This window comes from Pontibacter anaerobius (assembly GCF_026241195.1).
Lineage (GTDB): Bacteria > Bacteroidota > Bacteroidia > Cytophagales > Hymenobacteraceae > Pontibacter > Pontibacter anaerobius.
This window is the reverse complement of record NZ_JAPFQO010000010.1, coordinates 25,194-45,035: the sequence shown is the minus strand read 5'-3', so window position 1 is coordinate 45,035 and position 19,842 is coordinate 25,194. Positions and strand designations below refer to the sequence as shown.

Annotated in this window: 15 protein-coding genes; 11 read left to right on the top strand and 4 right to left on the bottom strand. The window is 52.4% G+C overall.

Annotated features, from left to right (window positions below; translation table 11 throughout):
• Positions 1-15: 15 nt before the first annotated feature.
• Positions 16-2,001: a T9SS type B sorting domain-containing protein gene (locus OO017_RS15030; RefSeq protein ID WP_266053403.1), complete on the bottom strand. Its 1,986-nt coding sequence runs from the start codon at positions 1,999-2,001 to the stop codon at positions 16-18.
• Positions 2,002-2,293: 292 nt separating this feature from the next.
• On the opposite strand from OO017_RS15030, the gene mfd reads away from it, so the two are divergent.
• The 7 genes from mfd to OO017_RS14995 all read left to right on the top strand — a co-directional run bounded on the left by mfd (position 2,294) and on the right by OO017_RS14995 (position 11,430).
• The gene (mfd, locus tag OO017_RS15025) at positions 2,294-5,665 is read left to right on the top strand and encodes a transcription-repair coupling factor (RefSeq protein WP_266053402.1); all 3,372 of its coding nucleotides are present in this window, start codon (positions 2,294-2,296) and stop codon (positions 5,663-5,665) included.
• Positions 5,666-5,995: 330 nt separating this feature from the next.
• Positions 5,996-6,403 carry a response regulator gene (locus OO017_RS15020; RefSeq protein ID WP_266053401.1) on the top strand — a complete coding sequence of 136 codons (408 nt, stop codon included), beginning with the start codon at positions 5,996-5,998 and terminating at the stop codon, positions 6,401-6,403.
• A 166-nt stretch (positions 6,404-6,569) separates the two neighbouring features.
• On the top strand, positions 6,570-7,376 hold the full coding sequence (locus OO017_RS15015; RefSeq protein WP_266053400.1) for a hypothetical protein: 807 nt from the start codon (positions 6,570-6,572) through the stop codon (positions 7,374-7,376).
• Positions 7,377-7,575: 199 nt separating this feature from the next.
• Complete coding sequence (locus OO017_RS15010) at positions 7,576-8,001, top strand: hypothetical protein (RefSeq protein ID WP_266053399.1); 426 nt, start codon at positions 7,576-7,578, stop codon at positions 7,999-8,001.
• Between the two features lie 794 nt (positions 8,002-8,795).
• Positions 8,796-9,374: a uracil-DNA glycosylase family protein gene (locus OO017_RS15005; RefSeq protein ID WP_266053643.1), complete on the top strand. Its 579-nt coding sequence runs from the start codon at positions 8,796-8,798 to the stop codon at positions 9,372-9,374.
• A 58-nt stretch (positions 9,375-9,432) separates the two neighbouring features.
• A complete protein-coding gene (locus OO017_RS15000; protein ID WP_266053398.1) occupies positions 9,433-10,581 on the top strand; it encodes a pyridoxal phosphate-dependent aminotransferase in 1,149 nt (382 codons plus the stop codon).
• Between the two features lie 72 nt (positions 10,582-10,653).
• Entirely contained in the window at positions 10,654-11,430 is a 777-nt protein-coding gene (locus OO017_RS14995) for an amidohydrolase (protein ID WP_266053397.1), read from the top strand.
• A gap of 839 nt (positions 11,431-12,269) precedes the next feature.
• Here the strand turns inward: OO017_RS14995 and OO017_RS14990 are convergent.
• On the bottom strand, positions 12,270-12,659 hold the full coding sequence (locus OO017_RS14990; protein WP_266053396.1) for a hypothetical protein: 390 nt from the start codon (positions 12,657-12,659) through the stop codon (positions 12,270-12,272).
• Complete coding sequence (locus tag OO017_RS14985) at positions 12,659-14,890, bottom strand: T9SS type A sorting domain-containing protein (RefSeq protein ID WP_266053395.1); 2,232 nt, start codon at positions 14,888-14,890, stop codon at positions 12,659-12,661. The genes OO017_RS14990 and OO017_RS14985 overlap by 1 nt, the downstream gene beginning before the upstream one ends.
• A gap of 168 nt (positions 14,891-15,058) precedes the next feature.
• On the opposite strand from OO017_RS14985, the gene OO017_RS14980 reads away from it, so the two are divergent.
• Complete coding sequence (locus OO017_RS14980) at positions 15,059-16,360, top strand: UDP-N-acetylmuramoyl-tripeptide--D-alanyl-D-alanine ligase (RefSeq protein WP_266053394.1); 1,302 nt, start codon at positions 15,059-15,061, stop codon at positions 16,358-16,360.
• A gap of 126 nt (positions 16,361-16,486) precedes the next feature.
• Here OO017_RS14980 and rfbC read toward each other — a convergent pair whose 3' ends face one another.
• Positions 16,487-17,029, bottom strand: a complete 543-nt coding sequence (gene rfbC / locus OO017_RS14975) for a dTDP-4-dehydrorhamnose 3,5-epimerase (RefSeq protein ID WP_266053393.1) — start codon at positions 17,027-17,029, stop codon at positions 16,487-16,489.
• A gap of 141 nt (positions 17,030-17,170) precedes the next feature.
• On the opposite strand from rfbC, the gene OO017_RS14970 reads away from it, so the two are divergent.
• The 3 genes from OO017_RS14970 (at position 17,171) to OO017_RS14960 (ending at position 19,808) form a co-directional block, all read left to right on the top strand.
• Positions 17,171-17,899, top strand: a complete 729-nt coding sequence (locus OO017_RS14970; protein WP_266053392.1) for a c-type cytochrome — start codon at positions 17,171-17,173, stop codon at positions 17,897-17,899.
• 3 nt (positions 17,900-17,902) lie between these two features.
• Positions 17,903-19,114: a GTPase HflX gene (gene hflX, locus OO017_RS14965; protein ID WP_266053391.1), complete on the top strand. Its 1,212-nt coding sequence runs from the start codon at positions 17,903-17,905 to the stop codon at positions 19,112-19,114.
• Between the two features lie 199 nt (positions 19,115-19,313).
• A complete protein-coding gene (locus OO017_RS14960; RefSeq protein ID WP_266053390.1) occupies positions 19,314-19,808 on the top strand; it encodes a SixA phosphatase family protein in 495 nt (164 codons plus the stop codon).
• Positions 19,809-19,842: the final 34 nt, after the last annotated feature.

The following is a 19,842-nucleotide window of genomic DNA, read 5'->3' as shown; positions in this document are numbered from 1 at the left end:
GTATAGGTTTATACCTTACCGCACCAGTTCTATCCATCCTTTTTTCTCCTGGCCAGATATACTAATGGAGTAAAAATACAGTCCTTCGGAACAGCCTGACCCATCCCAGCCGCTTCTCCCATCAGGTATAAAGGCTACTTGTTTACCCCAACGGTTATAGATCTGTAACTGAAAAGGTTTATCCTCAAGGTAGTTTTTAACTACAAAGACGTCATTCTTACCATCCCCATTTGGCGTAAATATGTTCGGGATAATAATTCCTTCCGGCACAAAAACTTCATCCGGGATAACAGGCTCAGGGCTAGGCGCTGACACAATCAATGTAGTACTACAAGTCAAGGTACACCCCAATTCATCTGTTGCACTTACGATTATTGGATAAGTACCCGGAGTGGAATAAGCATAATATAAAGCCGGGGCGGTGGTTGTCTTTACTTCCCCATTCCCCAAATCCCATCTATACGTTACAGAAGTAGCAGATCTCCCGACATTTGCCTTTAGCGTGATGTTGCTTCCTACCTCTGCCTCCTGTGGTATTTCACAGGATAAACTCATGGACGGGGGCGGCGCATACACACCAATGTTGTTAACTTTTGCTATGAACATATCATCGGTAAACAAGCCGGACTCTCCAGCATTAGCCCCACCAATGTTAAGGACTTTTGTATTTTCAAACGATATGTCTCCTCTAAAATAACCAAGGCCGTACGCATTTTCAGCTGCCGCATCCAACTGAATATCCAAGGTCATGATTCCAAACATACCTTTAATTTCCTTTACCCATTGCAGACTGCCGCTAGCATCCTGACTTAAAAGAAAGGCATCATTATTACTACTTGTACTATTCAACAAGAAGCAATCTATGCGGGCCTGGGGATTATAGTGACCTATTGTGTAAACCTTGTTTTCCCCGTCTATAGCCATGGCGGTACAATGGGCATTCTCTATTAAAGAGTTAATTTGATAAGCATTCCCATTCTGATCAAACTTTGCGACAAATGCCCCCCATCTCTTAGAATTTGAGACATTCCCTATTTTAGGTTGACTGGTATTAAGCAAAAGATAAGGGTTCTCATTGCTGTCAAGTTCTAGGTCAGACACAAAATTATTAAACCCGTTGCCAAAAAACTTTCGCCAGATCATCTGACCGTTCTCATTCAGTTTCACAAAAAATATGTCCCCATCCTGGCTCCTAACTGGCCCTTCAGGAAAATCGAATTTACCTTTAAATATGCCTGTATAATAAATATTGCCACCAGAATCCGCGGCTAAACCTGTTGCCATCAGCATATCTCCCATTATCTGATCTGAGGACTGCACATAGTCGATGTGACTCAATTGTGAGGTAGCCCACAGCGCATTGCCGTCAGCATCAATTTTTGCGGTGAACAAACTGAAAGCCTTCCCGTCATTTTTCAATGACTTGCCTCCAATGCTTATTTCTCCCTTAAAAGTACCTTGAATGATGATATTGCCCTGATGATCAAGCACCATCTGGCTTGCCGGGTTAATGGTGTGCCCGCTATTATGAGTCTGCCTCACCCATTTAAATTTTCCATTAGCATCATACTTTGCCACAAAGTATTCATGCGCGTTATTTTCAACCTCTAGGGTCACTCCCCCGATTTCACAGGAATAGCTTGGGAATAATTTACTAAAAAAGCCACTGATGTAGACGTCACCATTGGCATCCACAACTATGTTCTGGGCATACTCAGTACCCGTACCTCCGTCTTGCATCACCCACAGCATCTTGCCGTCCGGTGCATATTTCACTATAAATATGTCACCATAAGAAGTGACAGTTGAGGTAACCAGATCTACTTTATCAAAAGTGATTTTTCTGTGAAACGTACCTGTTACATAGGTATTCCCATTTTTATCAATGTATATTTTCCCGGGAAATGTAGCCGTCTCTTTGGTGCCGCCCGCAGATTTCACCCATTCAAAATTCTGTGCAAAAATGCTGGGAGCCAACACGGAAGACAGAGCGGCCATCATGACAACGATGGTAATAGAAATTTTAGAAAAAACAGACATTAACCGAATGATAAGCCCTATAAAGGAATAGCACAAGTAAGTAGAACAAGAAACAAACGATTGAATTTAATAAATATAACTCAAATCCTATACAATAAAATGCTTGCGTATATATTCGTTTACCGCAACCTTCTGCTCCTCCTCATTGTTCTGATAAGATATTAACTTGTAGTATCTTTGTAAGGAAGACTCAGCAGAACACGACTTGGTAAAAGTCCTGTGTTCTGCCTTTTCTGTTTTGTGATAGAGCTGAATGAAAGTAACTGATTTTTTAGAACTGTACCGCCTCGATGGCATGGTGCAAACCATTGCCGAGCGTTTAAAAGCCAAAGAACCTCACCGCCTGCAACTAAAAGGTATGGCCGGCAGCCTCGATGCCGTGATGGCTTCGGCGGTTTATACTTTAAATCCGCAGCACCAACTCTTCGTGATGCACGACAAAGAGGAGGCTGCTTATTTCTATACCGACCTCAAAAACCTGCTGGGCGATCAGAAGGAAATTCTGCTTTTCCCGACTTCTTATAAGCGCCCTTACAGTTTCGACGATACTGAGAACGCGAATATTCTTATGCGGGCTGAGGTGCTGAACCGCCTCAACAGCAAAGCCGAAAAAGGCGAGCTGATCGTAACGTATCCGGAGGCGCTAACCGAGAAGGTGATCAACAAGAAATCGCTGGTAGAGAACACACTGGGTGCTAAGGTAGGTGCCAAGCTGGACGTGAATTTCCTGAGCGAGATGCTGGCCGAGTATGGCTTTGAGCGCACCGAGTTCGTGTACGAGGCAGGCCAGTACGCCGTGCGCGGCGGCATCGTGGACGTGTTCTCCTACGCCAACGACCTGCCTTACCGCATCGAGCTGTTCGGCGACGAGATCGAAAGTATACGAACCTTCGACCCGGACACGCAGCTGAGTGTAGAGACGAAAAAAGCGATCTCAATTATACCCAATGTGCAGACAAAACTGCTGCAGGAAACCCGGGAGGCTTTCCTGGATTTTCTGCCGAAGAACACCAGCATCTGGTTTAAGGATGTGCGCCTGACGCTGGACGTGATAGAGGAGTATTTTGATAAAGCTTCGCACAACTTCGAGAAGATGATGGCCGGCAGCGGCGGCACCCAGATCGTGTCGGACCCCGAGCAGCTGTTCCAGACGCAGAAGCAGTTCAAGAAGCTGCTTGATAACTTTAACGTGGTGGAGATGGGCAAGCGCTTCCACTTCAAAAACGCGGAAGTGCTGCAGTTGCAGGCTAAGCCGCAGCCATCTTTTAACAAGGATTTTAACCGCCTGGTAAAGAACCTGCACGAGCAGCAGGGCGATGGTTTTGTGAACGTCATCGCCACCGATTCGCCGCGCCAGATCAACCGCCTGACCATGATCTTTGATGAGCTGGACCACGATGTGCGTTTCCAGCACCTGCCCATTTCTTTGAGCGAAGGCTTCATCGATCATACTTTAAAAATTACCTGCTACACCGATCACCAACTGTTCGACAGGTTCTACCAGCACAAGGCCAAGGAAGGGCATTCCAAAACCAAGGCCATGACGCTGAAAGAGCTGCGCTCGCTGCAGCCCGGCGACTACATTACGCACGTAGACTACGGCATCGGACGCTTCGCCGGGCTGGAGAAAGTAGAAGTGGGTGGCCGCTTGCAGGAGGCAATCCGGCTGGTATACCGCGACGACGATCTGCTTTACGTCAGCATTCACTCTCTGCACAAAATAAGCAAGTATAGCGGCAAAGAGGGCGGCCCGCCAAGTATGAGCAAGCTGGGCTCGCCGGAGTGGGAAAACAAGAAGAAGAAGGTCAAGAGCAAAGTAAAAGATATTGCTCACGAGCTGATTAGCTTGTACGCCAAGCGCAAGGCAGCACCAGGCTATGCCTTTACCAAGGATGGCTTTCTGCAGGCCGAGCTGGAGTCGTCGTTTATTTACGAGGATACCCCGGACCAGGCGAAGTCCACTGAGGATGTAAAAGCCGATATGGAGCAACCGCACCCGATGGATAGGCTGGTATGTGGCGACGTAGGTTTTGGTAAAACGGAGATTGCCATCCGCGCCGCTTTCAAAGCCGCCTGCGATGGAAAACAGGTAGCCGTACTGGTTCCTACCACTATACTTGCCATGCAGCATTTCCGTACGTTCCGCGACAGGCTGGAACAGTTTCCGATAACCGTGGATTATGTGAACCGCTTTAAAACGGCCAGGGATACAAAGGAAACCCTAAAACGCGTGGCTGAGGGCAAAGTGGATATTTTGATCGGCACGCACCGCATCGTGAGCAAGGATGTAAAGTTCAAAGACTTGGGCCTGCTGATTATTGACGAGGAACAGAAGTTTGGTGTGAAGACGAAGGACAAACTCAAAGAGATGCGCGTGAACGTGGATACCCTGACACTGACAGCCACGCCAATCCCACGCACGCTGCATTTCTCGCTAATGGGTGCCCGGGACCTTTCCGTTATCGCCACACCACCGCCAAACCGCCAACCGGTAAAAACCGAGTTGCACGTGTTCGATGAGGTGCTGATTCGTGATGCCGTAGTGAACGAGATGAAGCGTGGCGGGCAGGTGTTCTTTGTGCACAACCGCATTAAGGATATCGAAGAGATAGCCGATATGATACTGCGCCAGGTGCCCGATGCCAAGGTAACCTATGCTCATGGCCAAATGGAGCCGGAGAAGCTGGAGAAGCGCATGATGAAATTCGTGAACGGCGAGTATGATGTGCTGGTATCCACCAACATCATTGAGTCGGGTCTGGACATCGAGAATGCCAATACCATCATCATCAACCGAGCCCACATGTTTGGGTTATCGGACCTGCACCAGATGCGGGGGCGCGTGGGCCGGTCAAACAAAAAAGCTTATTGTTATCTTTTAACACCACCTGTAGCCGGCTTGCCAAGCGATGCCCGAAAACGCCTGAGTACCCTTGAAGAATTCTCCGATTTGGGTGAGGGCTTTAAAATTGCCATGCGCGACCTGGACATTCGCGGGGCGGGTAACCTGCTGGGCGGCGAGCAAAGCGGCTTCATCACCGACCTTGGCTTTGAGATGTACCACCAGGTGCTCGACGATGCCATCAAGGAACTCAAGGAAACAGAGTTCCGGGAGCTGTTCATGGCTGATAACCTGGAGCAGTTTATAGAGCCGGTGCGCGAGTGTAACATCGAAACCGACATGGAGGTGCTGATTCCGGAGAGCTACGTGAGCAACATTTCGGAACGCCTGAACCTGTACAGCAAACTCGACAGCGTGAAAAGTATGGAGGAGTTGGAGAAGCTTACGGCAAGTATAGTTGACCGTTTCGGGCCGATGCCGGAGCAGGTAAAGCAACTGGTGGAGATCGTGAAGCTACGTTGGCAGGCACAGCAGCTGGGCTTTGAGAAGCTCACCATCAAAAAGGAAACCATGAAAGGCTACCTGCCAAGTGAGAACAATGACAAGTACTTCCAGTCCGACACGTTTGGCAACATATTGAAGTATGTGCAACACCACCCCCGCCGATCTAGACTAAAAGAAGCCAAGGATAAACTGATTGTGATCGTGGAGGATATCCAAAGTATAGCCGATGCGAAAGAAGTGTTCGAAGGGCTGGGCGTTGCGGCAGTAACATCAGTTTAGGAAAGAATTCCGCTGTCAGAATAAAGTTTAAACGTATAGCCATCCCATGGCCATTGCGGCACGTATAGTTTTTGGGAGGATTTATACTTTGCCTTTGCAGGAATAAAAACTATCTTGAACATTTTACAAGAAACCTACTCCGTGTGCGCCCTGAAATGCACGGGTTTAAATAAACTGCCTGAACAAGCGTTATAAGATCAGACGCGCCACCGGGGCGTTGGCTATGGGTTATTTTAAAGGCCACAGCACTACCGGCAGCACCCTAAACATAGTGCGCTTTATAGTTTTACAGACCACACAACCCAAAGATTTCTACTTGAGGTAGCCATTATGAGAGAGCTGAAGACCATACTTTTAATAGACGACGACGAAACTACCAATTACCTGAACCACCGCCTGCTGGCGCGCCTGGAGGCAGCCTCTGATATACGCGTAGTGATGAACGGGGAAGAAGCCCTTGACTACCTGGAACATGCCTTTGCCAACGTTGAAGGTTATCCGCGCCCGGACCTTATTTTTGTGGATATCAAAATGTCGGTGATGGATGGGTTTGAGTTTCTGGAAGAGTATGAGAAATTTACGCCGGAGCAGAAAGGCAACACCGTTATGCTGATGTTAACCTCCTCTGCCAGCTTCTACGATCTTGAGAAACTGAAGGCTTTTCCGGATGTGCGCAAGCACTACTCCAAACCCTTGGCCGAAGCCGATGTGCGCGAGATCATGCAGGAGTATTTTTAGCAACTCACTATGTACCCAATATGGCAGCGGCCCCCTTACTGGTAAGGGGGCCGCTGTTTTTTTTACAAACCAGCGCCCGTTAACTATAGCCCCTGCATTGCCGTAAATATAAACCCACACTTTTGTGGCCAACATATCTAGAAACATAATAAATACAGATAAAGCTATGGCAGATGAACAAAGCAACCGCAATAACCAGCAAATAGGAAAAGACCTTTATAAAAAAGACGAGGGGCAATGGGGCCAGCACGGACAACGCTACGGGTACCGTGGCCAGGATACCCGCCAATGGGGAGAGGGAAATTATTTCCATACCGGCCCTAACCCACGCGGAGCGCAGGATTCCAACGAGCGCAAGTATGGCGAAAGCTACCACCACGACCGTCGCTCAACCTACGCCCAGGAGCGCAACGCCCACCTGGGCGAGCATTATGGCAGCAAGCCCGGTAGCGCCTATCGCGAAGAGAGCCACTACCTGAACCATGGTAACCGCCGTGGTGAGCAGCATGAAATGCGCCGTCCGCAAACGCCGGGAGGTTCTTTACAGCGCAACTACGGCGACACGAACGACTACCGGAATGAGCCGTGGCGCGAAGCGCCCGGCAGCCGCAGCCGCTACAAAGATGACGACTACCGCTACGGCAGTGGCTCGCATAACTGGTACCGTGAAGGACGCTATACACCAGACAGCGACGAAACTGCTCCTTACCCACGCGATCACCGCGGCTTTATGACCCGTGTAAAAGACACCTGGAACGATATCTGGCACTCGGATGAGCCTGGCTACCAGCGACACCACCACCAAAGTGGGGCAGACCGTGTAGACTCGCACAAACGTTATGGCTCCGAACCTTACCGTGACCGCAGCTTCGACAGAGGCTACGAAGGTGGTCCACGCTGGGCCGATGAGTCAGACTCAGGCAGAGACAATTACTACAACGACACCGATAGAAACCAACGCTATCGCCGCTAAAACGTATAGACCAAATAGATTAGGTAGATTTGGTAGTAGATTAGTTTTAGTTAGTGAAATAGCAAAGCCAGCCAACCAGCTGGCTTTGCTATTTTAGCCTTTTTTGCTTATCTTAAAAAGGAACATCCTGATTATCAAACCGTACACTTAGAGTGCCTGGGCCTTTCAGGGATTTTTTTGATCATTTAAGAGACACAGCATGCAACACGAAGAGCAAGACCCAAGACACCCGAACCACTGGGAACACCAGCGTCAGCACCGCCACCCGCACCACCGGGAGCACTTCCACGACTTCAGAAGCCGTTGGGGTGAACCCATGCCTGCTACTCAACAGCAACGTTGGCACCCGGAAGAAACAGACCGCTTCGCGCGCGAGGCCAGGTATAACCGTGAGGAGTGGCTGCCAGAGCAGCAACGTTACCAGCCACGCCGTATAGACCAGCACCACCACCGCATGGAGGAGCAGCACCCACCGCAAGAACCCCTCTGGCGCCAGCGCGACGTGCACTTCGACCCAAGCAACCAGCGCGTGGAAGACCGTTGGTTCGAAGACCCGCTAATGCCACACCCCCGACGCCGCGCCCCACGCCATTACGATGGCTTCTGGCAGGATTATGAAGATTAACCCAGGCAGTGCGCCCAAAGTATGAAATGATAAAAGCCGGTATAGCCGGCTTTCGTTTTTTCCGGGTTGCGCAAAGGCCCTGCCCCGGAGGCTAAACCTCCCTCCTTTTGCGTAAATGTCCGCTTATGCTGGTTAAGTTCAGCTGAAGTATAAACCTGACCCTCCCGAGGAGGGGAACCTGTATTATCCCCATCATCCCCTCGTGCAGCAGATTGCCATCCCTCTTTGACCAAGGCGGGGAATTTCTGCATTTACTACGGCTAAAGTATAAATTGCATTGCAACAGGTATCGCGCGACAGGTCGCGACTTGTCCCTGGGAAAGTGTAAACCTGCCCCTCCCGAGAGGGGAATTTTCAGCACGCGATTATCATCCCCCTACCCCCTTCGAAGGGGGACTTGGCTGAAGCTCCGTCAGCGGTGGCTATCGCAATGATTCCCAGTCTTTCCGTGGGGGTAGGGGCCTCCTGTAAAGAGCGCCTTCGGAGTTTTTCGGTCCCGAAGGGATTGCAAAGGGACAGCGAGCAAAGAAAAGCTCCCAGCGCGATGCGGGAAGACGACCCCTCCCGGGCTGGAGGGAGCCAAGGCTGGAGGTGAAACAGTAGGTTCGTAAGACTGAGGATAAGCAGCAGCCAGCAAGTATAGCCTGTGTCAAACTGAAGGAAGCACGGCTATGGAAGGATAGCCAAAGTATAAACTGAGGATGAAACTACCTTGCAGCAAAAACAAAACAACCCACGCCAAGCTAATCCCTCACTTTCTTATACTTCGCTTTATAGTTAGTATTTTTGCAGCGATGGAGGAACTGGAGAGACTACTGGAGCAGATACGCGCCTGCCGTATCTGTGAGGAACACTTGCCCCTGGGGCCGAGGCCTGTGCTGGCGGCTAGCAACACAGCCAGGCTACTGATTGTAGGGCAGGCACCGGGCACCAAGGTACACGCCAGCGGCATCCCCTGGGATGACCAGAGCGGCAAGCGCCTGCGGCAGTGGCTGGGCTTGGAACCAGAAGTTTTTTACGACGCCAGCAAGGTAGCCATTATACCCATGGGCTTCTGCTACCCTGGTAAAGGCAAGTCCGGCGATTTGCCACCCCGCGCTGAGTGCACCCAGCACTGGCACCAACTACTGCTGGCTCAACTGCCCAACGTAGAGCTCACACTGCTGATTGGCAAGTATGCACAGGCGTATTTTCTGGGCCCGCAGGCCAAGCCGACTTTAACCGAAACAGTAGCCAACTGGCACGAGTACCTCCCGCAGTATATGCCCATGCCGCATCCTTCGCCGCGTAACCAGTTCTGGCTGCGCCGCAACCCGTGGTTCGAGGCTGATGCTGTGCCGTATGTCCAGCAACTGGTGCAAGCCATTGTCTAGAAATATCCGTATATTCAGTTTCTATAGTAAAGTTTCGCGCCCTAAGCCCTAATGCATTATGATGAACTACCCCACAAGCAAACTACCTGATGTAGGCACCAGCATTTTCACTGTAATGTCGGCATTGGCTAACGAGCATAATGCCATTAACCTGTCGCAGGGGTTCCCGGACTTTAACTGCCCGGAGCCGCTGATGCACCTGGTGACCAAGTATATGCAGGAAGGCTTTAACCAGTATGCGCCCATGGCTGGCATGCCGCAGCTGCGCCACAAGATCAGCCTGAAGACGGAGAAAATGTATGGCTACCGCCCTGACCAGGACACAGAAATAACCGTTACTTCCGGGGCCACCGAGGCGCTGAATGCAGCCATCACGGCGGTGGTGAAGCCCGGCGATGAGGTGGTGGTGCTGGAGCCCTGCTACGACAGTTACGCGCCGGCTATCCGGCTATGCGGCGGCTCGCCCATCTATGTACCGCTGGCCCTACCGGATTTCTCCGTAGACTGGGACCAGGTGAAAAGACGCCTCTCCCCCCGCACCCGCATGATCATCATTAACACGCCGCACAACCCTACTGGTGCCGTAATGAGCAAACAAGACATGAACACCCTGGCAAACCTGCTGGATGGAAGCGATATTCTGGTGCTGAGCGACGAGGTGTATGAGCACATGGTATTTGACGGGCAGCAGCACTACAGCGCCCTGCAGCACCCGCAGCTACGGCAGCGCAGCTTTGTCGTCTCCTCCTTCGGCAAGACCTACCACACCACCGGCTGGAAGGTGGGCTATACCATCGCGCCGCCCCAGCTAACCACCGAACTGCGCAAGATGCACCAGTTCATCACCTTCTGCACGGCAACGCCTTTTCAGCTGGCCATCGCTGATTTTATGGAGCAGGAGTCGCACTACCTGGAGCTGCCGGGCTTTTACCAGGCCAAGCGCGATTTCTTTGTAAAGCAACTGCAGGAGACGCGCTTTGAGGTGATACCATCGGCGGGCACATACTTTCAGCTGGCGAAGTATAGCGGCATCAGCAATGATTATGACCTGGATTTTGCCAGGCGCTTAACCACCGAAACAGGCGTGGCCGCCATACCCGTCTCTGCTTTTTATCATGACAAAACCGATAATAAGTATTTGCGCTTCTGTTTCGCCAAGAGTGAGGATACTTTGAGAGCTGCTGGCGAAAAGCTGGCCAAAGTATAGTTTTAAGACGAAGGATGATAGGCAAAGGCCAAAGGATATCCCGTGCCTGATTCCACATACATAAAGTACTAAATGAACCTACGCGTCACTATTATACAGACAGACCTGCACTGGCAGGATGCGGAGGCGAACCGCCGGATGTTCCGTGAGAAACTGGCCGCCGCCGCCCCGCAAACAGACCTCGTTGTGCTGCCCGAGATGTTTACCACCGGCTTTAGCATGAATGCTACCGATGTAGCTGAAGAGGCTGATACTGTTACGCTGGAGTGGATGCGCAACGAAGCGCAGCAACACCAGGCGGTAGTAACAGGCAGCGTGATGGTGCGCGAAGGAGATAATTATTTCAACCGCCTCTACTGGGTGCGCCCCGATGGCAGCCACGCCAGCTACGACAAAAAGCACTTGTTCCGGATGGCAAAGGAGCACCATACCTATACCGCAGGCAAAGAGCGGCTGGTGGTGGAGTTAAACGGCTGGAAGGTGTGTCCGCTGGTATGCTACGACCTGCGCTTCCCGGTGTGGAGCCGCAACAGCAACAATGCCTACGACCTGCTGCTGTACGTAGCTAACTGGCCCAAAGTGCGCCGCCAACCCTGGCGCACACTGCTGCAGGCCCGCGCCATCGAAAACCTGGCCTATGTGGTCGGTGTGAACCGTGTAGGCACCGACGGCAACGCTCACCCCTATTCCGGTGACTCCGCCATCATCCACCCCAAGGGCTATCACCTCCTGGAAACTGCTGAGGCCGAAGGCATCCATACTTTAACATTGAGCAAAAAGGAGCTGGAAGATTTCCGGGAGACTTTTCCGGCGCACCTGGATGCCGACAGGTTTAGTTTGGAGGGGTGAGGATTGGTTGTTTGTTAATGGTTATGGTGAATGATTAATAGTTATTGGCTGGGAGGATTTTCTTTTGGCACGCTTTTCATATCTGGCGCGCGTCTGCAGACGCGTGTCCTACAAATGGTGCGAAGTCTGAGACTTCACTGAGGCCGGAGGCATCAGGTTAAGTTCTGTAAACGGCTGTTATCCCGCTTGATCGAAGTTAAAAGTTTTGTAACAGGGAACAATGAACCCACCCCTGCCCTTCCGAGGAGGGGAGTTTTCAGCCGATGATTACATCCCCCTGCCCCTTCGAAGGGGGACTTAGACCTCTTTTCATAGCAAAGGCAGCAGCTATTGAAACTGATCCCAGTCTTTCCGTTGAGCGCCTTGTATTGATGCGGTGCCCGGAGGGCAGCCTGCAGCGCAGCGATGGCAGCTTCAATACACAGCGCGATGCGGGAAGACGAGCCCTCCCGGGCTGGAGGGAGCCAAAGCCAGAGATACAACTGTAGGTTCGTAAGACTGAGGATCAGTAGTAGCTAATAAGGTTAGCTTGGTTCAAGCTACAGGAAGCACGGCTATGGAATATAAAGTACGGATTGCGAGGATTAGGAAATCCGCGGCAGGAAGGTTCCGGACAAGGATGTCCGGAACTGCGGGAGCGACAAGTATAAAGTATAGCCACAGTATAAAGTATGGCTTTCTAAGCCAGTCGAGCTACAAACTCAACATCATTAAAAGGCACGAGTTGCAAACTCGCGCCAGCAATAGGAGACATCATTCTAGATAACCCAAAAGCTTTCAAGGCACCAGGATAGGAAGTATAAAATCGCATCTACAGAGCGCTGAAGTACAACGCAAGATCACACTCCCAAAAACTGCTTAACCTCCTCCAGCACATCCCCCTCCTGCACTACCTTGAGCCTCACATGAGGGCGAGCAGCGAAAATGCGCTCCAGGCGCGGATGGGTCCCCAACAGCAGCACCCGCCGTAGTTTTCCTTCCTCAAACAGCTCTTCCAGCAGCGGCATTATACTTCCCAGATCGGCCGTGCCGTCCTCAGATTTTATACTTACCACCGCCTGTTCCGCCTCCCGGAGCAGGCGCAGCGCATAGTGCTGCAGCAGTTCATCAGATTTTGCATCCAGATCGAGCACGGAAACAGCCGGCATGCTTTGGCGCACCTGCTCCACCAACGGCTCTCGAAAAACCATGCCTGCCGGCGTTAGGTTAAAGTATAGAAATGCCTGCATTAGCGCACCATCAGTTTTACAGCAGCTTGGCTACCGGACTCTGTAGTGGCCCTTACAACATACATGCCCGCCTGCAAACCCTGCACTGGCAAAGTATGGCTGCGGCTATACTTGCCGCGCTGGCTGCGGTACACGTGCTTACCCACCATATCGTAAACGTCCAGTTGCACACGCTCTGAGGCTTGCACTGTTACCGGCTCCGGCAGGTTATTGTCGTGGGGGTTAGGGTATACTTTAAGAGTGAGGTTGTCGCCAACCGGAAATGATTCGTTTCCTGCCGTTTGCTGCAGCAAGTATAAACCGCCGCCTTTGGAGCCCATCGCCAGGTACAGCTGCTTGTCTCCGCCCAAAGGCGCTGCTGTTATACTTAGCCCATGGCCCAGCTTGGTGGCCTGCGCCTGCTGCTTCAGCTCGTTCTCCAGCACCTCGGTTTCGGCGGTAAAAGTGGCGCTCAGGTTTTGGGTGATGTTGCGGTAGATGCGCAGCTCGCCGCTTTCATCCACCGTCAGCAAATCGGGTATGTTGTCGCCGTCTATATCATGCACAAAAGGATGCAGGAAGCGCCTGTCGAAGTTATAGTTGATGCCGCCAAAACTACTGCTTTCCAACGTATAGACGGGCGCTGCGGATGTTCCGGTGTTGCGGTAAAACTCCAGGTTGCTGGCGGCCTTACCCAGAAGCAAATCCAGGTCACCGTCATTATCCAGGTCGGCAAAGGCTGGGGTATCCCCGTCCGTGATCTTCAGCAGCTCCTGCCTTTGGGAAAAGTCGAAGGCTGCCGGCTGGCCTGTGGCGGCAAGGTTGCGCAGCCAGACAATGCGTGCGGAACCGGCATTTACACCTTTGGAGGTCAGCATTAGATCAAGCTTCCCATCGCCGTTTATGTCGGCAAAAGCAGGTTTTATATGGTACAACTGCTGGCTGTGCAACTGTAGAAAATTATCTGTCACCAGCTCGAAGGTGGGCTTGGAGGCAGTGCCGGTATTACGGTAAAAGCTAAGAGATCCGCTGTAAACCCCGTTGCGGAGGCTGGCATCGTTGCCTACCAGCAAGTCCAGGTCGCTGTCGGCATCCAGGTCGGCGAAGGCAGGGTAGGCGCCCTCGCTCAAGTCTAGCATCTGGCCCTGCAAAAAGTTACCCTGCACGTAATCAAATTCCGGCCTGTCGGCGGCACCAGTGTTGCGGTAAAGCCAGGTAGACTGCTGAAAATCCATGTCCCAGATCTCATCCGTTACCTGGGAAGTCACCAGCAGATCTGGCACGCCATCGAAAGTCACATCCTCATAAAAAGAAGCCGGGAAACGGTTAAAACCGGCGGGCTTTGCAGCCGGGAAAAGCGGCGACAAGCTGTTCATCACGGCCTCACTTCGGCTTCCCTTGTTTTCCATCATCACCAGGTTCTCACAGGTTACAGCCCCTATTAGCAGATCTTTATCGCCGTCGGCATCCGTATCGAGCAGCAGCAGCGAGGAGCCCTCGTGCCCAGAGTGCATCGGCACCGCTATACTTTCGCCCTCCTTCACGCTGCACGTCTCGCCAAACGCGAAGTTGTTGCAACCGCTGCACTCGGTAATGCCGCCCCACCAGCTTGTCTGCATTTCAAATGCAAGCGCACCACAGGGCTGACCCTGCTCTGCCTGCATGTTGCGGTACAGCTCCAGGTTATACCCCTGCGCAAATTCCGTCAGCAGTATGTCCAGGTCGCCATCGCCGTCAATATCTGTAATGGCAGGCACATCGCTGCCACTCATCTGCATGTTTACCCTTTCGTTTTTATACCGGAGGGCATCCGTAGTTAATGTAAAGGAGAGTTGGCCCGCTTCCTGCTTAAACACCCGGATGCCCAGCGGCGAACTTGTGAAGATATCCTTCAGTCCATCGCAGTTAAAATCGCGGAGGAGCACCCAGTTAGTGAGGTCTTGCGGGAAAAGGCTTTCGTACTCCGGCGCGTACCTGTACTGCCACTGCCCGGCCTCCTGCACCGCCAGCCAGGTGTATACTTTGTGCACCTGCCTGTCGTAGGCAAACAAGTCAGGCTGTCCATCCCGGTTAAGGTCTATGGTGGAGAACTGGGGAGTGTTGAGGCCTCCGCTCCAGGGGCTTGCCAGTTGTCCGCCGGGTACGACCACGGGGATCTCCTGCGTCATCCTAAACCGAAGCGGCTCGGGTTGCTGCGCCAGGGCGCCCTGCCAGGCCAGAAGTATAAGCAACAGCGGAATGAGCGTTTTCATGCGTGTAAAGGGTTTGGCGTGGCTACAGGCTATTTTGATGAACGTGCATCGGCTAACTGTCGTTTTTGTGTAATTGGATGTATATTGCCGCCATGTGTGGCCGTTATACCCACAACCTGTTTTTTCCCTGATGGCAAGCATCAGAATTAAGCTAAAATAACGCATTTCATGCAGAACACCATCGAGTTTTTATACCAAAAATACCTGGAGTGCCGGCACGTCAGCACCGACTCCCGCGCCACGCAGGACCAAAGTATGTTTTTTGCCCTGAACGGGCCTAATTTCAAGGGTGCAAAGTTTGCCCAGATGGCCTTGGAAAAAGGCGCCAGGTATGCCGTGGTGGATGACCCCAATATGGCTGCGGACAACGTGTTTGTGGTAGAGGATACACTGCAGACCCTGCAGAACCTGGCACGCCACCACCGCCGCCAGCTAAGTATACCGGTTATCGGCATCACGGGCTCCAACGGCAAGACCACCTCCAAGGAGTTAATTCACGCCGTGCTGAGCCGGAAGTTTAACACGCTCTACACGCAGGGCAACCTGAACAACCACATCGGGGTGCCGCTCACGCTGCTGCGCATTACGCCGGAGCACGAAATGGCTATCATTGAGATGGGCGCCAACCACATCGGCGAGATTGCGCTGCTCTCCAGTATCGCCCAGCCCACGCACGGCATGATCACGAATATCGGTAAGGCGCATTTAGAAGGATTCGGCAGCCTGGAAGGCGTGGCCCGTGGCAAGAGCGAGCTGTACGTGCACCTGCTGGAGCATGGCGGCACCGTGTTCATCAACACCGGCAACGAGCACCTGATGCGCATGAGTCGCCGCATTGAGGATAAAGTGACCTACCCAGGCACAGAAGACTATTACCACAGCGAGCTGCTGGAGGCCTCGCCTTACGTGGTGTACAAAGATGAGGAAGGCAACGTGGTGCACACCCAGCTGGTGGGCAGCTACAACTACGAGAACATGGCCGCCGCCGCCTGCATTGGCAAGTACTTCGGTGTGCCGCTGCAGCAAGCCAACGAGGCCATTGCCGCCTACAGCCCGGTAAACAACCGCTCGCAGGTGCTGCAAAAGGGCAGCAACACCATCATCCTGGACGCCTACAACGCCAACCCTACCTCCATGGCCGCCGCCGTGCGCAACTTCGGCAGTATGCATGCGCCTAAGAAGGTGGTTATACTTGGCGATATGTTTGAGATGGGGACGGAGAGCGAGGCCGAGCACCGCGCTTTGGGTGAGGTAGTAGCCCAGCAGCCTTTTAACACCGTTATACTTTGCGGCAAGGACATGCAGTATGCCGCCGGAATAAACGACAGCTTTTTATACTTCGAGACAAAGCCGGAGCTGCAGACGTGGCTGCGCAAGAACCCAATTGCGGAAAGCTATGTGCTGATCAAGGGATCCCGGGGCATGGGGCTGGAGACGCTGGTGGAGGAGTTAGAGGTATTGGATAAGTAGATCCTTCCAACCCTTTGCGATCTTCGGATCACTGAAATTTAAAAAGGCGCTGCTGCAGGTAAAGTCTGCAGCAGCGCCTTTTTAAATTGTGCGTCTAGTGTCTAGAATCTAACGTCTGAATCTCCCTTAAAACGGTGAACTGAAACCGTCCAGCAGCGGCAGCACCTCATCCTTCGGCGAGACAAGCGGCTCGGCCAATCCCCAGTCGATGCCTAGGGCTGGGTCATTCCAAAGTATGCCGCCCTCCGTTTCCGGCGCGTAAAAATCGGTGCACTTGTAGAGGAAAGTGGTGTTATCCTCCAGGGCCACGAAACCGTGGGCAAAGCCCTCCGGGATGTAGAATAGGTTGTGCTTTTCAGCATCAAGTATGCAGGCCTTGTACTGTCCGTAAGTAGGCGAGTTTTTGCGCAGGTCCACGGCCACATCCAACGCCTTACCTGTGGATACCCTTACCAGTTTTGCCTGTGCATGTGGCGGCCTCTGGAAGTGCAGCCCGCGCAGCACGCCTTTTGCAGACACAGATTGGTTATCCTGCACAAAAACGGGCTTAAGGCCAAGCGGCTCAAACCACTTCTGGCTAAAGGTTTCCATAAAATAGCCACGGTCATCGCGGAAGACGCGTGGTTGAAACTCTATCAGGCCATCAATATGGAAAAGTCTGTGATCCATTGCTACTCAGTGCGGTGCGAAACAGCTGCTTCTATTACCTTACGGCTCTCTGGTTTAAACAGCCGCAAGTTAGCTATTTTGACCGCACCATCAGAAATTTTAATGTAATTTGCAGCTATTCTTCCAACCAAAGTATAAAACATGCAAGCAACTGTTGTGTTTCTGCACACGCACGTGCTGGTGGTGGTATTGTTCCTGCTCCTGTTTGCCTACAAAACGGTGTTGCTGCTGCTAAACAAGCGCACGGCACTGGAAAAAGCACGCAAGCAAACCAGAATACTGGATATCATCTTCGGTACCCTGATCCTGATAACGGGCGGTTACCTGCTCTTCAGTTACCGGGGTGTGCCGGGCTGGCTCATTGTTAAAGTGTTATTAGTACTCCTGGCTATACCGCTGGGTATTGTGGGCATCAAGCGCGAGAGTAAGGTATTGGCTACCCTGTCTCTGCTGATTTTCCTGTACATATACGGTGTGGCCGAAACTAAAAGCCTGACGATGAAGAACCCAGGGCCTATCCAGAACGCTACCATCACTGTGAATGCAACTCCTGAAACCGATGCAGCAGAGGTAGGCGATGCTGGCCTGAGTGAGTCGCCGGTGGCGCATGAGGAGATTGTGGCAGCCATGACTGAGGCGCAACTTGCCAATTCAAAAGCCATTTATACCCAGCTATGCGAGATCTGCCACGGCCCCGACGGTGCCAAGGGTCTGGGTGGTGCCGCTAACCTCACGGTAAGCAACCTCAGCCAGAACAATCGTGTAAACGTAATCGAGAATGGCCGTGGCCTGATGCCAGCTTTCGGCAGTCAGCTATCTGATGAAGAAGTTCAGGCGCTGGCCGCCTATACCATGACGCTTAAAAAATAATGAATGGCTAAACAGAAATTCTTCGAAACCTCTAAACCGCAGGAGACGGCAGTGCTGGTAGCTGTGCCAGGCTACCGCCAAACCGACGAGCAGACAGAGGAATACCTTGATGAGCTTGCCTTCCTGGCTGAAACCGCTGGCGCCCAAACGCTGAAGCGATTTGTACAGAAACTGGATAAGCCCGATGTACGCACTTTCGTGGGCAGCGGCAAGCTGGACGAGATACAGGCTTTTGTAAAGGAACACGGGGTGGATATGGTGATATTCGACGATGACCTGAGCCCCTCGCAGGTACGCAACATTGAGCGCGAAATGCAGGTGAAGATCGTGGACCGAAGCCTGCTTATACTTGATATCTTTGCCCTGCGCGCCAAAACGGCCCAGGCACACGCCCAGGTAGAAATGGCCCAGTACCAGTACCTGCTGCCGCGCCTCACCAACCTCTGGACCCACTTATCCAAGCAAAAAGGAGGTATCGGTATGAAGGGACCGGGTGAAACGGAAATTGAGACAGACCGCCGTATTGTGCGCGACAAGATATCGTTGCTGCGCGAACGCCTGAAGAAGTTTGAGAAGCAGAACTTTGAGCAGCGCAAGGCCCGCGCCGGCATTGTGCGCGTGGCACTGGTAGGGTATACTAACGTGGGCAAATCCACGCTGATGAACCTGCTGTCTAAGTCGGAGGTGTTTGCCGAAAACAAACTATTTGCCACCGTGGATGCCACCGTGCGCAAAGTAGTGCTCGACAATGTGCCGTTCCTGCTTTCCGACACGGTAGGGTTTATCCGAAAGCTGCCTACCAAGCTTATCGAGTCGTTTAAATCTACTTTGGATGAGATTCGTGAGGCAGACCTGCTGGTGCACGTGGTGGATGTGTCGCACCCCTCGTTTGAGGACCATATCGCCGTAGTAAACGAAACGCTGAAAGACATTAACTCCGCCGACAAACCCGTGTTGCTGGTTTTCAACAAGATTGATGAGTACCTGAAACAGCGCGAACTGGAACTGCAGGAGGAGAACCAGGGCATGAACGAGGAAAGCGAACATCATGTGCGCCCATCTATCGAAGACCTGAAAGCGACGTACATGGCCAAGGAGCACGCCCCGGCCATGTTTATCTCCGCCACCGACAGGCTAAACATTGATGCCCTGCGCGAGGAACTGCAGCGCCGCGTGGCCGAGATCCACTATCAGCGCTACCCGAACAACGTGTAGATTCATACTTCGCTATACTTTTACAAACGCCCTCCCTCTGCTTTGGCAGGCGGCGGGCGTTTTGCTTTAGTGCTCTGCCTTTGCCTGTGCCACACTTAACCACCCCGGCACAACCATTTACCCATACTTACAGTAAGTAGCAATGCCACCTTTGTGGCCGTTCAAATGGCCATAGCAGGCCCTGAGAAACAGAAACTATATGAAAACGCTATATATTCTTAGGCACGCCAAGTCGAGCTGGAAATTTGACGGACTAAGCGACCACGACCGCCCCCTGAACAAGCGCGGGCGCCACGATGCCCCGCTGATGGGCCAGGAACTGGCAGCGCGTGGCGTGGCAGTGCAGCTCGTTATCTCCAGCCCGGCCGTACGTGCCATTAGCACAGCCACCCTAGTAAGCAGGGAGCTGGATTATGACCCTGACGACATTGTAGTAGACACCAATGTGTATGGAGCAGGTAAAGAAGACCTGCTGCAGGTGGTGCAACACGCCCCCGCCGAGGTAGATAGCCTGCTGCTGGTAGGCCACAACGAAGCCATCTCCGAGTTTGCCAACATGCTGTCGCAGGAGCCGATTGGAAGCCTTCCTACCGCAGGTGTGGTGGCCCTGCAGTTCGGCTGCGAGAGCTGGTTCGACATCTCAAAAGATAACGCTACCCTGCTGTTCAAGGACTTCCCAAAGAACCACAAATAAACCACCCTTAGCCTCTGCCCGGGGCAAAAACATA

Coding starts and splice junctions, on each gene's coding strand:
- OO017_RS15030 (WP_266053403.1), bottom strand. CDS start 2,001: ATGATGGCCGCTCTGTCTTCCGTGTTGGCTCCCAGCATTTTTGCACAG.
- mfd (WP_266053402.1), top strand. CDS start 2,294: ATGAAAGTAACTGATTTTTTAGAACTGTACCGCCTCGATGGCATGGTG.
- OO017_RS15020 (WP_266053401.1), top strand. CDS start 5,996: ATGAGAGAGCTGAAGACCATACTTTTAATAGACGACGACGAAACTACC.
- OO017_RS15015 (WP_266053400.1), top strand. CDS start 6,570: ATGGCAGATGAACAAAGCAACCGCAATAACCAGCAAATAGGAAAAGAC.
- OO017_RS15010 (WP_266053399.1), top strand. CDS start 7,576: ATGCAACACGAAGAGCAAGACCCAAGACACCCGAACCACTGGGAACAC.
- OO017_RS15005 (WP_266053643.1), top strand. CDS start 8,796: ATGGAGGAACTGGAGAGACTACTGGAGCAGATACGCGCCTGCCGTATC.
- OO017_RS15000 (WP_266053398.1), top strand. CDS start 9,433: ATGATGAACTACCCCACAAGCAAACTACCTGATGTAGGCACCAGCATT.
- OO017_RS14995 (WP_266053397.1), top strand. CDS start 10,654: ATGAACCTACGCGTCACTATTATACAGACAGACCTGCACTGGCAGGAT.
- OO017_RS14990 (WP_266053396.1), bottom strand. CDS start 12,659: ATGCAGGCATTTCTATACTTTAACCTAACGCCGGCAGGCATGGTTTTT.
- OO017_RS14985 (WP_266053395.1), bottom strand. CDS start 14,890: ATGAAAACGCTCATTCCGCTGTTGCTTATACTTCTGGCCTGGCAGGGC.
- OO017_RS14980 (WP_266053394.1), top strand. CDS start 15,059: ATGCAGAACACCATCGAGTTTTTATACCAAAAATACCTGGAGTGCCGG.
- rfbC (WP_266053393.1), bottom strand. CDS start 17,029: ATGGATCACAGACTTTTCCATATTGATGGCCTGATAGAGTTTCAACCA.
- OO017_RS14970 (WP_266053392.1), top strand. CDS start 17,171: ATGCAAGCAACTGTTGTGTTTCTGCACACGCACGTGCTGGTGGTGGTA.
- hflX (WP_266053391.1), top strand. CDS start 17,903: ATGGCTAAACAGAAATTCTTCGAAACCTCTAAACCGCAGGAGACGGCA.
- OO017_RS14960 (WP_266053390.1), top strand. CDS start 19,314: ATGAAAACGCTATATATTCTTAGGCACGCCAAGTCGAGCTGGAAATTT.